This window comes from Planktotalea sp., from assembly GCF_018607965.1.
Lineage (GTDB): Bacteria > Pseudomonadota > Alphaproteobacteria > Rhodobacterales > Rhodobacteraceae > Planktotalea.
This window is the reverse complement of record NZ_JABBAM010000035.1, coordinates 85,171-99,172: the sequence shown is the minus strand read 5'-3', so window position 1 is coordinate 99,172 and position 14,002 is coordinate 85,171. Positions and strand designations below refer to the sequence as shown.

Annotated in this window: 14 protein-coding genes and 1 pseudogene; 6 read left to right on the top strand and 9 right to left on the bottom strand. The window is 54.1% G+C overall.

What is annotated here, in order from left to right; genetic code table 11:
• Positions 1 to 642: fatty acid desaturase (locus tag QZ279_RS02920; RefSeq protein WP_293447696.1), on the top strand; the 642-nt coding region annotated here is incomplete at its 5' end.
• Here QZ279_RS02920 and QZ279_RS02915 read toward each other — a convergent pair.
• A complete protein-coding gene (locus QZ279_RS02915) occupies positions 639 to 1,745 on the bottom strand; it encodes an anhydro-N-acetylmuramic acid kinase (RefSeq protein ID WP_293447694.1) in 1,107 nt (368 codons plus the stop codon). The two genes, QZ279_RS02920 and QZ279_RS02915, sit on opposite strands and share 4 nt — an antisense overlap.
• Positions 1,746 to 1,808: 63 nt before the next feature.
• Between QZ279_RS02915 and tyrS the strand changes: the two genes are divergently transcribed.
• Complete coding sequence (gene tyrS / locus QZ279_RS02910; RefSeq protein WP_293447692.1) at positions 1,809 to 3,062, top strand: tyrosine--tRNA ligase; 1,254 nt, start codon at positions 1,809 to 1,811, stop codon at positions 3,060 to 3,062.
• Positions 3,063 to 3,065: 3 nt separating this feature from the next.
• Positions 3,066 to 3,905 carry a hypothetical protein gene (locus tag QZ279_RS02905; protein ID WP_293447690.1) on the top strand — a complete coding sequence of 280 codons (840 nt, stop codon included), beginning with the start codon at positions 3,066 to 3,068 and terminating at the stop codon, positions 3,903 to 3,905.
• 65 nt (positions 3,906 to 3,970) lie between these two features.
• Here the strand turns inward: QZ279_RS02905 and QZ279_RS02900 are convergent.
• The 3 genes and pseudogenes from QZ279_RS02900 to QZ279_RS02890 form a co-directional block, all read right to left on the bottom strand.
• Positions 3,971 to 4,936: pseudogene (locus tag QZ279_RS02900) on the bottom strand (DUF3179 domain-containing protein).
• 85 nt (positions 4,937 to 5,021) lie between these two features.
• Positions 5,022 to 5,570 (bottom strand): peptidylprolyl isomerase, encoded by a 549-nt coding sequence (locus QZ279_RS02895; protein ID WP_293447688.1) that lies wholly within the window; start codon positions 5,568 to 5,570, stop codon positions 5,022 to 5,024.
• Positions 5,563 to 6,069, bottom strand: coding sequence for a peptidylprolyl isomerase (locus tag QZ279_RS02890; protein ID WP_293447686.1), 507 nt, complete (start codon positions 6,067 to 6,069; stop codon positions 5,563 to 5,565). The genes QZ279_RS02895 and QZ279_RS02890 overlap by 8 nt, the downstream gene beginning before the upstream one ends.
• Before the next feature lie 142 nt (positions 6,070 to 6,211).
• Between QZ279_RS02890 and QZ279_RS02885 the strand changes: the two genes are divergently transcribed.
• The 3 genes from QZ279_RS02885 (at position 6,212) to QZ279_RS02875 (ending at position 10,102) form a co-directional block, all read left to right on the top strand.
• Positions 6,212 to 7,402 carry a phosphoglycerate kinase gene (locus QZ279_RS02885; protein WP_293447684.1) on the top strand — a complete coding sequence of 397 codons (1,191 nt, stop codon included), beginning with the start codon at positions 6,212 to 6,214 and terminating at the stop codon, positions 7,400 to 7,402.
• Positions 7,403 to 7,502: 100 nt separating this feature from the next.
• Positions 7,503 to 9,095, top strand: a complete 1,593-nt coding sequence (locus tag QZ279_RS02880) for a hypothetical protein (RefSeq protein ID WP_293447681.1) — start codon at positions 7,503 to 7,505, stop codon at positions 9,093 to 9,095.
• A gap of 113 nt (positions 9,096 to 9,208) precedes the next feature.
• Positions 9,209 to 10,102, top strand: coding sequence for a fructose bisphosphate aldolase (locus tag QZ279_RS02875; RefSeq protein ID WP_293447678.1), 894 nt, complete (start codon positions 9,209 to 9,211; stop codon positions 10,100 to 10,102).
• 6 nt (positions 10,103 to 10,108) lie between these two features.
• Here the strand turns inward: QZ279_RS02875 and lpxB are convergent, their stop codons facing one another.
• The 5 genes from lpxB to QZ279_RS02850 form a co-directional block, all read right to left on the bottom strand.
• Positions 10,109 to 11,251 carry a lipid-A-disaccharide synthase gene (gene lpxB, locus QZ279_RS02870; RefSeq protein WP_293447675.1) on the bottom strand — a complete coding sequence of 381 codons (1,143 nt, stop codon included), beginning with the start codon at positions 11,249 to 11,251 and terminating at the stop codon, positions 10,109 to 10,111.
• Positions 11,252 to 11,254: 3 nt separating this feature from the next.
• Positions 11,255 to 12,055, bottom strand: coding sequence for a UDP-2,3-diacylglucosamine diphosphatase LpxI (lpxI, locus tag QZ279_RS02865; protein ID WP_293447672.1), 801 nt, complete (start codon positions 12,053 to 12,055; stop codon positions 11,255 to 11,257).
• Positions 12,056 to 12,058: 3 nt separating this feature from the next.
• Positions 12,059 to 12,859, bottom strand: a complete 801-nt coding sequence (gene lpxA / locus QZ279_RS02860) for an acyl-ACP--UDP-N-acetylglucosamine O-acyltransferase (protein WP_293447669.1) — start codon at positions 12,857 to 12,859, stop codon at positions 12,059 to 12,061.
• A complete protein-coding gene (gene fabZ, locus QZ279_RS02855; protein ID WP_293447667.1) occupies positions 12,856 to 13,314 on the bottom strand; it encodes a 3-hydroxyacyl-ACP dehydratase FabZ in 459 nt (152 codons plus the stop codon). Before fabZ ends, lpxA begins: the two co-directional genes overlap by 4 nt.
• 83 nt (positions 13,315 to 13,397) lie before the next feature.
• Positions 13,398 to 14,000 (bottom strand): OmpH family outer membrane protein, encoded by a 603-nt coding sequence (locus QZ279_RS02850; RefSeq protein WP_293447665.1) that lies wholly within the window; start codon positions 13,998 to 14,000, stop codon positions 13,398 to 13,400.
• Positions 14,001 to 14,002: the final 2 nt, after the last annotated feature.

Here is a 14,002-nt window from a genome sequence, read left to right as displayed (position 1 = left end):
ACTTGGATAAACAAGATTGCGGGACATTTCGCCGGTTTAGTGTTGATCCAGCCCTTCAACGCGTTTCGGTACTTTCATCTGGCGCATCATCGCTACACCAATGATCCAGAACGCGATCCTGAATTGTTAAGTGGTGCAAAACCAGAAACTTGGCTTGAGTTGGCTTGGTACGTCAGCGGTGTTCCATATTGGATCGGTGGCGTTGCCCTGACGGTTCAGAATGCGATAGCCCCGCGTGCGCAGACCTTTTTGCCAGAACGCGCGACACCTCGATTACAGCGCGAAGCGCGATGGATGCTCTTATTCTATATCTGCGTTCTGGTTAGTTTCATTTGGAGCAACATCATGCTCTGGCTTTGGATCGTCCCAGTCCTGATTGGCGCAACATTTTTGCGGCTCTATCTGCTCGCCGAACATGGCCGTTGCCCCTATGTCGCCAACATGCTCGAAAATACGCGCACGACATACACCAACCGCGTTATGCGCTGGCTTGCGTGGAATATGCCCTACCATATTGAACACCACTCAGCACCCAATGTACCGTTTCATATGCTCCCTGAACTGCACACACATGCAAAACGAACTGAGATCGACATCAGAAAGTTATGTAGCCTTTACAAAAGAATACACCGCTATCCTTAGGTCGGGTTGCTGAGGATTCCACCACCAACAAACGCACCAACCCCTGTTGTTGTCGGTCCACTTGTCGGTAATCCGCGCGCAACACGAACCGCAAGATAGGCGAAGGCTTGCGCCTCTAACATATCACCGTCCAGACCTACCGTTTCGACAGGTTCAACGCTGCAATCCAGCGCTTCGCGCAGCATGTGCATCATCACAGGGTTATGGCGCCCTCCGCCGCACACCAACATGCGTTTCGGCAAGCTTGGGCAATGCTGCATCCCCTGCATGACCGCCGCCGCGCTCATCGCGGTCATTGTCGCAGCGGCGTCCGCATCAGAAAGTTCACGTACAAGATCAAGCATCACAGAAAAATCATCGCGGTCCAGTGATTTCGGCGGCATACGCGCGAAATAAGTTTCAGCCAAGAACAGCTCTAGCGCGCCTGTCTCTACGGTTCCTTCACGTGCCAAAGTACCGTCTTTGTCATAACTTTGCCCAAGACGCTGTTGCATCAAATCGTTGATTGGTGCGTTCGCTGGCCCCGTATCAAAGGCAAGCAATGCGCCGTCGTCTTCGGGTTTGGATTTGCTTGGATCAACCCAAGTGATATTGCCCACGCCGCCTAAATTCAGAAATGCGACAGGATCGCTGGCTTTTATCCACTTGGCACAGGCAAAATGAAAAAATGGTGCAAGCGGCGCACCTTCGCCCCCCATTTGCACGTCATTGGAACGAAAATCCCACACGACTGGCGCACCAACGTCTTGTGCCAGCGCGTCACCATCCCCAAGTTGGTGCGTTCCGCGACCACGTGGTTCATGCGCCAAGGTCTGTCCGTGAAATCCAATCAATTCAGGCGAAAACCCTTGCAAAGCTTCAAGATGGGCGCGTTGAACAACCTCTAGCGCATCCTCTAAGCCATCTCCGGGCCAACGCCCTAGAACGCCGCGCAAGACGGATCGTTCCTCATCAGAATAACTGCGATAGGTGCTTTCACCAAACGCTTCGATCCGCAGCCCATCGGTCACAAGTTCGGCCGCATCGACCCCGTCCAAAGACGTGCCTGACATCAAGCCAACCGCTTTCACCAATCCAGTTTTGGACGACTTGGGGCCCTTCATAGGCTTTTCCTTTGCGCATCTGCCCTGTAAAGCTTTGACAACAGCTATACGTGGACGCAAGTTATGACCTACCATCCCAAATCCGATTTCATCGCCGTAATGATCGAACGTGGCTTTTTGGCCGATTGCACCGATTATCAAGGCCTCGACGAGGCTTCCCTGAAAGGCGGTTTGCCTGGCTATATCGGTTTTGATGCGACGGCAAAGTCCTTGCATGTTGGCTCACTGATCCAGATTATGATGTTGCGCTGGCTGCAAAAGACAGGTGGTAAGCCGATTACCCTGATGGGTGGCGGCACAACCAAGGTCGGTGATCCGTCGTTTCGTGCTGATGAACGCCCCCTACTGATCCCAGCGCAAATCGACGATAACATCGCGGGCATTAAAAAGGTGTTTAGCGCCTACCTTGATTATGGTGACGGTCCTACGGACGCTTTGATGATCAACAACGCCGAATGGCTGGACGGTCTGAACTACCTCGATTTCCTGCGCGACATTGGCAAACATTTCTCGGTGAACCGTATGCTCGCATTTGAAAGCGTAAAGTCGCGCCTAGATCGCGAACAATCGCTGAGCTTTCTTGAATTCAACTACATGATCTTGCAGGCCTACGACTTTCTCGAACTCAACCGTCGTTATGGCTGCGTGTTGCAGATGGGCGGCTCGGATCAATGGGGCAATATCGTAAACGGAATTGATTTGACGCGCCGCGTTTTGGACAATCAGATTTTCGGCCTAACATCGCCTTTGCTAACCACGTCTGATGGCAAGAAAATGGGCAAAAGCGCGGATGGTGCGGTTTGGTTGAACCCTGATATGCGCAGCCCTTATGAGTTTTGGCAGTTCTGGCGTAATACGACAGACGCGGATGTTGGCCGTTTCCTCAAGCTCTACACAGAAATGCCAGTGGATGAATGCGACCGCCTCGGAGCGCTGGCTGGGTCTGAGATTAACGAAGCTAAAGTCATTCTTGCCAATGAGATCACGGGACTGCTGCACGGAGCCGATGCGGCAACAACCGCCGAAGCCACCGCACGCGAGGTCTTTGAAAAAGGTGGCGTTGGGGATGATCTCCCGACACTGGGATTAACGCGCGATGAACTTGGAGATGGCCTGTCCATCGTGCAAGCCATCGTACGCGCGGGACTGGCCAAGTCTGGCAAAGACGCGAAGCGCCTGATTTCCGAGAACGGCGCGCGCATCGATGATCAACCGCTCAGCGATGCAGGCTTGATGCTTGACGCAGCGGCACTTTCATCCCCGATCAAACTCAGCGCTGGCAAAAAACGCCACGCGCTTATCGTGTTGAAAGGATAACTCATGCTCCGCTTCACAGCCGCCCTTTTACTGACAACCAGCCCGCTTGTGGCGCAAGAATTCTACGGTACCGCGACGCTTTCTCTTGGGCAAAGCCAAACCGCCGGCGCACCCGTCGCCCTCCAAGGCGCGAATGGTACGCTGATGACAGGACGCACCGACCTTAGCTTTGGCCGTCTTTCTGATACTGGTCTCTACCTTCAGGCGGACCTAGGCCTGAGCGCCACAAATAACAACAACGCCGCGCCAAATACGGCCAACACATCAACCAACGTCACTCTGCGTGCAGGCCGCCAAACAGAGCGCTTTAACTACGGGGCCTTTGTGGGCGCGCTGCAATCCGATCACGACAATGATGCAACCGATGATGCGTTGCGCATGCTCGCAGGTGTTGAGGGCGCGTTATCCCTAAATGATCGTTGGGATTTCAACGCACACCTCGGCTATCTTGCGGGCGACAGCGGTTCCGATAGCAGCGCAACTGTCACCAATGGTATTTTCACAGGCGTCGGCATTCAATACGCCGCCACGGATCGCCTAAGTCTTGGAACCTCAATCGGCTACCTGAACGCCAAAATGGACGCGCCCCTAAATGTTGTAGAACTGTGGACGCTGAAGCTTCGCGCAGACTACGACATCGCAGCACTACCTAGCATGTCGCTTTTTGCCGCCGCACAATACGGCGAAAGCCACCAGAAAGAAGTAATCGGCGCTGATGATATCACTGACACCACCACGTTAATGGTCGGCCTCACATACCGCTTTGGCAAGAAGGCCCCAAAAACCACAAACCTTACTTACCTCTCACCCTATCTTTCAAACACCGGCAGCATCCTAGAATAACGCAAGAGCTTCCCCTTTCCAAAAATATCCCGGGGACGCGCAAAGCGCGGGGGCAGCGCCCCTCTTTATTGGCCTAACATCCAATCCCCGTCAGGCCAAAACGCGTGGAACGCAAAGGCAAACATCACGTCATGGGGCAAATCATTCCCCTTCGCGTCGCGCACACGCACAGATCCAACATCGCGCCCTTTGGCGATCTGGGACGCGTCCAGCGCAGACGCCTGCCCCGCAGCCCAGCTCGACGACACACCAGCCTCCGTCACACCGCCCAAATCTGCCAAACGCGTCAAAGGCCACGCCATATCCCCGACACGCACAACACGTTCTAGCGCTGGAGTGCAGTGGGGTGGATTTTCACCATTGTATAGAAACGGCTTGGTCGAACTGTCATAACTGACATAAGGATTGCGCCCATATTGGCGGGAAAAATCAGGTTCATCCATCACCAAACCCTCAGGATGGCGCGTGCGAAATTCATCCCAGCTTTCCATCCAGCTTGGCAGTTGCACCAATTCGGTTCCAAGCAGGTCACCCACAATCGCCTCGCCAATGGCTTGCTGCCACCAGCTTTCGGTTTCGCGATCGTACATCACCATATCCGAATTGCGCAGCTTACCCGACACACCAAACGTCAATGTGCCTTGCGCGACCCGACGATCAAAAGTGATCCCTGAATTGCACAAAGGACAAAAAGTCACCGCAACAGGCACGCCGCCAACCGTGTCATTGGCAATCTCGTACCACGTCAAATAGCGCACTGGATACGCGCGCACGTCGCCGTTGATTTCCACGGTGATCACAGGTTCCGGACCCTTGATGCGTGTCTCGCTAGAGGCTTTGCGAAACTAAGGATCCGTCAGCGCAGGAATACCATCCTTGGGCGGCCCCCCAGACATGATCTCGACCCGATTGGTGATCGTGGTCTTTTCAAAATCTGTTTTCGGCCACTCGAATTTCCAAAAAGATGGATCAGCAGAGGCCGACGTGACCGCAAGCGACAGGCCCAAGGCCAGGAATATACGTTTGAACAAAAAAACACCCTCCAGACAGTTGCCGGGAGGGTGCTTAAAAAATTCGCGTCTGCATAGCCCTTGCGCACGTAGATGTGTCAGCGATTTACTCGGTGACTGTGACCATTTTCATCATATCAGGCGTTCCGACAACAGACCCGTTGCCGCCTGTGCCCAACTTGATCGCGTCAACAACGTCCATGCCAGCGGTAACACGGCCAACAACCGTGTACTGACCGTTCAGGAAATCGCCATCGTCAAACATGATAAAAAACTGGCTGTTTGCTGAATTCGGGCTTTGCGAACGTGCCATACCAACGATACCGCGAGCGAAAGGCTCGTCAGAAAATTCGGCTTTTAGATCGGGCTTGGACGATCCTCCCATGCCCGCACGGCTGGTATTGCCGCTGGATTGACCGAATTCGACATCCCCCGTTTGCGCCATGAAGCCATCAATCACGCGGTGAAATACCACGCCATTGTATGCGCCTTCATTTGCGAGGGCCGTGATTTGTGCAACGTGGTTCGGGGCCAAGTCTTCGAGCAAATCAATGGTGATCGTGCCATTGGCACCCTCACCAGAGATCTCAACTTGAAGACCTGTGGCCAGCGCAGGGCTGGCCAACAGAGAAAAGGCAACCGCCAGCTTACGCATCTGCGGCAACCTTCATGGAAACCATGCGATCTGGATCGACTGGTGGCTCGCCACGTGTGATGCCGTCGACCAATTCCATGCCAGATGTGACACGTCCGTAAACTGTGTACTGACGGTTCAGGAAATGGTTGTCAGAGAAATTAATGAAGAACTGGCTGTTCGCGCTGTCAGGGTTCTGCGAGCGTGCAGCGCCAATTGTGCCGCGATCATGTGGGATGCCGGAAAATTCTGCTTTGACGTCGCCCAGATCGGATCCGCCTGTGCCAGCCGCGCGGATGTTGAAATCCTTTTCCATGTTGCCGTTCTCAACATCACCCGTTTGGGCCATGAAACCATCGATAACACGGTGGAAGCAAACGTTGTCATACGCACCGGAGCGCGCCAGTGTTTTCATGCGCTCACAGTGCAAAGGCGCGATGTCGGGCAGAAGCTCGATTGTGACTGTACCGTCTTTGAGTTCAATAAGGATTGTGTTTTCTAGATCTTTAGTATCGGCCATTGGGCGCTCCTTTGGTATTCGTTGCGGCTTTATCTAAGGCCCAAAGCGGTGATTGCCAAGGCGGGCATTGACGATAGGGGCGCGGCTTGGCAAAGACAGGGCAAATACTGACTCTAAATCAACGCGAATAAGGAATAATCCCATGAGCTGGACGACACTTGATCAGATGGAACTGAACGGAAAACGTGTCCTGACCCGCGTGGATATCAATGTTCCCATGGAAAATGGTATCGTCACAGACATGACACGGATCGAACGCATCGTTCCAACGATCAAAGACATTCTAGCTGCGGGTGGCATGCCGATCTTGTTGGCGCACTTTGGTCGCCCTAAAGGCGAACGCGTTCCAAAGCTGAGCTTGCAACAGTTGGTTCCAGCTTTGGAAACCGCGTTTGGCTGCGATGTGATGTTCTCAGTTGATTGCATCGGCGCGGGTGCAGAAGCGGCGTCTGCTGCCCTGCAAACCGGCCAAGTCCTTCTGCTGGAAAACACACGCTATCATACAGCGGAATCTAAGAACGATCCTGATTTCGCGGCGTCCATCGCCAAGCTGGGCGATATGTATTGCAACGATGCTTTCTCTGCGGCGCACCGCGCGCACGCAAGCACCGAAGCCTTAGCACGCCTGTTGCCCGCCTGTGCAGGTCGCTTGATGCAGGCCGAACTGAGCGCGCTTGAGGCAGCTTTGGGTGAACCCAAGCGCCCTGTTGTGGCGGTTGTGGGCGGCGCGAAGGTATCGTCGAAACTGGAACTGCTCGGGAACTTGGTTGAGAAAGTCGACTTCCTCGTGATTGGTGGCGGCATGGCCAACACCTTCCTTGCAGCGCAAGGCATTGATGTAGGCAAATCACTGGCCGAACATGACATGACGGATACAGCACTTGAGATCATTGCCAAAGCCAAGACCGCAGGTTGCGAAATCGTTCTGCCCCTCGACATCGTTGTTGCGCGTGAATTCAAAGCGGGCGCGGCCAGCGAAACCCTTGCAGCAAACGCCTGCCCAGCCGACGCAATGATTTTGGATGCCGGTCCTGCAACCGTTGCGCGGATCGCAGACATTCTGGACGGCGCAAAAACGCTGATCTGGAACGGACCTCTTGGTACGTTCGAAATTGAACCCTTTCATATTGCGACAAATGCAGCTGCCGCCTACGCGGCGGACCTCTCTGCTAAAGGCGTACTGATTTCCGTGGCAGGCGGAGGTGACACCGTCGCGGCCCTGAACCAAGCGGGTGCTGCGGACAAATTCACCTACATCTCCACTGCAGGCGGCGCCTTCTTGGAGTGGATGGAGGGCAAAACATTGCCCGGTGTTGCGGCCCTCAGCTCCTAGTCAGACGACCCGATCCACAAGGATCGGGTATCCCAGCCCTTGATCGAATTCTCAAACGCGGTACCATGATGCGGATATTTAACAGCAACGGGATCATATTATGTCCATTTTTAAACGCCTTTTTCAAACCACCGCTCTCTCTTGTGCGCTTGCGCTGCCCTTGCACGCGGAAGACCAACCTGTAGAAACGCCCGTTACATTTTGGGACAGCGTTTCACTAGAAAACATTCTGACCTTGGTCGTGCAAAGTTTTATGCCCACCCTGCGCGTGCTTGCCGATGTGCGTTACGACCAGATCGACATTGACCCTGTGCGCAACCGCATGGCGCTTGTCGGCGTCGATGTGCGTCCTTTTCTGCCCTACGGCGAAATTGATGCCTGCGCGGTCATAGCCGACGCTTTGGTCATCAGTGGCCAACCGGTTGATCGCAAACAGGGCTATGCCTTGAACCTGTCTTTGGAAGGCGTTGATTTTGATTTTGACTGCCTGCCCGCAGAAACACGTCCTGTCGTTGGTATGCTAGGCGTGGAAAACATCCGCTTGGATCGCGCGAACGTAAATATTAACTACGATTTCGCATCAGGTGGCGCGATGGTGCATTTCGGTGCGGACGTAGACGAACTGGTTGCGTTGTCAGGGTCCGCTGATCTGGATTATATCAGCTACCGTATGGACTTAGATAGTGAAGAGCTCATGCCAGCGGCCCATGTGAACCACATTCAAATCACGCTTGAAGATCGTGGATTTTACGCCGCGGGATCGCGTATGGCACCTCCCGGCATGTTGGATCCAGCCGCGCTTGAACAGATCATCCCAAACGCACTGCAAGGCGTTTTTGGTGAAATGAACGGGGCTGGATCGAATGATCTTAGCACAGAGCAAGAGGCGTTCATCAATCAAGCGGTTCTCGCTGCCAAATCCTTTGTCGCAGACCCGAGCCAAATCGTCGTCGAAACCCGCGCACCTAATACACCTGTGCGCATTGGTGAAGATGACTTTGGCGATCCAAAAGCGATGTTCACAAAATTGACGCCCGCCATCGGCACCGCACCTAGTGCCGTCTTCAACGGCATTTCTACATCAGACCTACAGCAAGCCATCGACGGGGTATTGCCCAAGGAACGCAGCCTTGACGTAGGGCGCGCACTTCTGACGGGTATCGGCGCACCGCGCAATGCAACGCTCGGCTTGCGCTTGTTAGATCCACTCGCAATCGAAGGCATTCCAGACGCGACGTTCTTGATGGCCAAAGAATTGCAAACAAATGATCCAAGCAACGCCTATCGTCTTGCGCTGCATGCAACGTCAAATGGTCAATCGGGTAGCTTAAGTCTGCTTAACGACTTGGAAAGTGACATCCCACTGTCCGAAGTGATCGAGCTGCAAGATATCATGCTAGGTGGCGGCGGGCCTGTTGCATCTGACTTTGCCTCTATCGGTGATATCCGCCGCGCGGCACTTGGCCACCTGCTGGGCACGACGCGCATTCGATCTTACCGTGCGGCCTATTACTGGTCTTCAGTCGGGGCAGCGGCTGGCGATGTTGGGGCGGCCACAATCCGCGATGAGATTGACACAATCATGCGCTTGCGTGGCAGTGATACGGTCTGGGCAGAGATCAAAACCAGCCTGGAAAACGGAGTTTTACGTGATTGGGTGGGTCGAAACCTGCAATCAGAGTTGCAAAAGTAACGTTATGAAAAAAGTCTCCCGCATGTTAGCGCGACCATGATTGCGTGCGGGAGAACCCTACCCTAGACCCCTGTGAAATCAGATTTCGCTAAATTTGCTAAAGGGGTGATCCAATGACTAATCCAAACATGGCCGAAAAAATTCGCGCGGGCCAAGGCTTTATCGCAGCGCTGGATCAATCAGGTGGATCAACGCCTAAAGCGCTAAAACTTTACGGCGTCGAGGCAGACGCATATTCCTCAGATGCTGAAATGTACGACATGATCCACGCCATGCGCGCCCGCATCGTGTCCTCGCCGTCCTTTACAGGCGAGCGGGTTATAGGCGCGATCTTGTTCGAAATGACCATGGATCGCGAGATTGATGGCAAGCCATCAGCCAAGGCACTTTGGGATGACAATGGCGTTGTGCCTTTCTTAAAGATCGACAAAGGTCTTGAGGATGAAGAGCACGGTGTTCAACTGCTCAAACCCATCCCCGGCCTTGATGCTTTGCTCGCACGCGCAGTTCAGAACGGTATCTTTGGCACCAAAGAACGCTCTGTCATCAACGCCGCCAACCAGCGCGGCATCCGCGCAGTTGTTCAGCAGCAATTCCAATTGGGCAACCAAGTGCTTGCCGCTGGTTTAGTGCCGATCATCGAACCCGAAGTGACGATCACGATTGCTGACAAGGCCGAAGCCGAACAAATGTTGTTAGAAGAGATCACCAGCGCGCTCGACACAGTTCCAGCGGGTCAGCAAATTATCCTGAAACTGTCGCTGCCCGAAATCGCGAACCAGTATAAATCCCTATGCGTAGATGCACGCGTTATGAAGGTCGTCGCGCTGTCTGGTGGTTATGCACGTGACGAGGCTAATGCGCGTTTGTCCAAGAACACAGGAATGATTGGCAGCTTCAGCCGCGCTTTGACAGAAGGCCTGTCGCACAAGCAAACCCAGGCTGACTTTGACGCTGTTTTGGACGCTACAATCGGCGGCATCTTTGAGGCGTCTATCGCAGGTTAAACAGGCCTACTGATCGCGCAAGCCGTCCAGAACGGCGCGCGCGCCGCGCAGACCGGGGGCATCACCGCCCTGCCCCAAACGCTCCATCGTTAAAGACATCGCGTCATTTTGCTTGCTCGGGTCTTGGATCAACGCAAGCAAACCCTGTGCAATCTTGTCGGGCACGCAGTTTTCACCGATGAATTCTGGTACAGCGCGTGTGTCAGACACCAGATTGACCAAGGTCACTGTATCCACTTTCAGCATCCGCCCGATGACTTGGCGTGAGAGCCAATTCATATCGTAGGCGATCACCATAGGCGTCCCACCCGCAGCCAGTTCTAATGACACAGTGCCAGACGCTGCCAGCGCCACATCCGCCGCTTTGAACGCGGCACGTTTCAGTGCCTTGTCCTCAGAACTGATAACTAAAGGTGCACCCAGCCAGTCTTTGACGGCGTCGCGCACAAGCACTTCAACGGGGGCTGCTGCAGGAATGATCACGCGTAGATCAGGGCGTGCTTTCAGGACGGGTGCAAGGACCTCCCCAAAGATTGGCGCAAGCCGTCCAACTTCGCCCCTGCGCGATCCGAGAAGGATCAATGCGAGGGGGGCATCGCCGATCTCGTAGTCAGTGCGCAACGCCTGCGCCTCTTCCTCGGTGGCTTGCACATCAGATACTACAGGATGGCCGACGAAGTCGCAGCGCATGCCAGCGGCTTCCATGTAGGGTGGCTCGAACGGAAACAGCGCCAGCACTTGATCAATGTGGCGCGCCATCTTCGCCGCCCGCCCCGCACGCCATGCCCAGACTGTCGGAGCAACGTAGTGCACGCAACGGATATCGCTTTTGGCTTTCACCAGCTTGGCAACGCGCAATGAAAACTCAGGCAAGTCGATGGTGATCAGCACGTCAGGTTTAGAGCGGATGATCTGTTCTGCGGTTTCGGCAATGCGGCGCTTCAAATGGCGGTACTGTGACAGGATTTCAGAGATGCCCATGATGGAAATCTCTTCCATCGGGAAACGACTGATCAGCCCTGCCTCGATCATCCGCGCACCACCGATCCCGTCGAACTGAACCTCTGGTGCCAGTTCAACCAGTCCTTCCATCAAGGCCGCGCCAAGCTTGTCGCCTGATGGTTCGCCCGCAATGATGAACACACGCATGATCTAAATGTCCAACGCGATTAAGGAGATGCCTGCAGAATTGGCGGCCGTAACAACGTCGTCTTTGGACAAGACGATCACGCTGCCTGCCTCGATAACGATGCAAGATAGCCCTGCTGCACTAACCGCTTTCACAGTGTCAGGCCCAATTGTTGGCATGTCCACGCGCAGATCCTGATCCCGCTTTGGGGCTTTAATGAAAACACCACCAAGCTTGCGCAAATGTTTCGGGGATCGCGCAACAAAGTCGAGTAAAGCATCTGTACCTTGTAGTGTTTCGATCCCAAGGCACAGACCATTCTCAACAACAACGCCCTGACCGACATCAAGGGGGCTTAGCGCGTTTAGAATTTCAAACCCACGCTTGGCGTCCTTTTCATGGGTCCCACTTAAAACAGTCCCCACAAGCGTCCCTGCGTTCGCAGTCAGCGACGGGTCAATTTCATGTGCTCCACGCACTGTAAAACCTTGCTCCTCAAAGATCGCGATGACCAAACGCAGCAAAGCGTCATCCCCGCCTTGCATGGCCACAATCAAGCGCGGCGCGAGGGCTGTCATCACGTCATCAAATGCGTTTGGATTAAGCGGAGGGCGCGACATTGCACCCGCCATGACCACTTCGCGCACACCCTGCGCTTTGAGTGCGTCAAACAATGCGCCCATTTTTTCGAAACTATGCTCTTGGGTTTTGGGTCCCAAAGCATGTGGCACACCCGCAAAGCTGATCAGAATCGCATCTGTTCGCGCATCGCTTAAACGCTGCGGCAAAGCGCCAGATCCAGCTAAAATTGCGAGCCGTGACATCGTCTAGCCACCCGGTGTCAAGAAAGATCGATCCGTTGCACCCGTCACAAAATCAACGATTTGATGAACATAGGCACTGTCTGTGTCTTCGCCCATACGCTTTACGCGATCTTGGAAAGTGCCCTCGCCCTGCGCCATCATTTGAAACGCCGCACGCAGCGCCATGATATCGGCACGATCCACACCGCGACGTTTAAGCCCAACTAGATTTAACCCATCTAATTGACCGCGTGGCGCTTGAACCAGCCCGAACGGGATCACATCATTCGTCACCATCGTAACAGCACCGATAATCGCGCCTTTGCCAATTCGAACGAATTGATGAATGCCCGCAAGACCGCCAATGATCACATCATCTTCAATGATACAGTGGCCTGCAACCGCAGCACTATTCACAACAATCACATTGTTGGCAATGATCACATCATGGGCGACGTGACAGCCAGCCATCAACAGGCAATCGTCACCCATTTTGGTCAGGCTTCCACCACCCTCAGTGCCTGTGTTGATCGTCACGTGCTCGCGAATGCGGTTACGCGATCCGATCTCAAGACGTGTGATTTCGCCGCCAAATTTCTTATCCTGCGGAATTTCACCGATGACCGCGAAAGAAAACACAGTGTTGTCGTCGCCCATCACGGTTTGGCCTTTGATGACAACGTGAGTCATCAAAACACAACGCGCGCCCAAAGTGGCCTCTGCGCCAATATAACAAAATGCGCCGACAATGCAGCTTTCCCCAATGCATGCGCCCTCTTCAACAACGGCGCTGGCATGGATCTGGGCTGTGGGGTGAATGCTCATGCAGGCAGATCCATCATGGCCGTGAATTCAGCTTCTGCTGCCATTTCGCCGTCGACTTCTGCAACGCCAGAAAATTTCCAGACCTTGCCACCCTGCTTGCCGCGCAAAGTTGTCAAATGCATCTTTAGCACATCACCGGGGCCAACCTTGCGGCGGAATTTGCATTTGTCGATGGCCATAAAATAGACCTTCATCTCTTTGTCCGCCATGTCCAGTGCAGTGCCCACCATCACGGCCGCTGTTTGCGCCATCGCCTCGACAATTGTCACACCCGGCATAATAGGAAGACCTGGAAAATGACCTTGGAAATGTGGTTCGTTGAACGTGACGTTCTTGATACCCGTCGCTGTTGCCGTGCCATCTATGGCCTCAACTTTGTCCACCAACAAAAAGGGATAGCGATGCGGCAGGATGCGCTGGATCAGTTGAATGTCTGCGCTCAAAAGCTCGGTCATGGGGATCCCCTTAAGTCTATAAATTGGCGTGGCATTGGTCCTAACAACTGGACTTAAGCGGAGCAAGTCACTCTAGCAACATGCTATTGTTCTGGGACCGCTTCAGACGGCGGCAATAGGTCCTCTAGCGACATCCCTTCGCCAAGCCTCGCGTCAATCCGCGCAATCGCATCCTCTGTCACATCTGTTGCGTCCGCACTCACGAACACGGCCCTGCGATCAAGAATGACGCTTGCGCCTTTTTCGCTCATCATAGATTCCATTACAGGGGCGATTGCCACAAGAAAACGGCGTTCAGCGATATCAGAGGTTTGCGCCAAAACGCGCGCTTTTTCGTCTTGCTGTGAGCGCGCGCTGGTCACTTTGGTATCAAAAGTATCTGCAAGATTGCGAAACTCTTCCGCGCCTAAGGTATCGCGTAAAACTGTCAACTCGCCCTCTTCGCCCGCAAGTGCACGTTCAATACGACGGTTTTCCGCCGCTAGTTTTTGACCACGCTCTGCGATTTCCTTGGACAAGGTCTGGCCAAACAAAGTTTCCGAAAACAAGCGGTCCGGAACGATCGTAAGGACCGGAACGTCCGGAAGCGAGAACCCGCCTGACTGAGCAGACACCTGAGAAGATCCAAACAACACGTTTGCACATACAATCATCGCAAGCGGGATATGTCGCAAAAGCGAGGTCATGT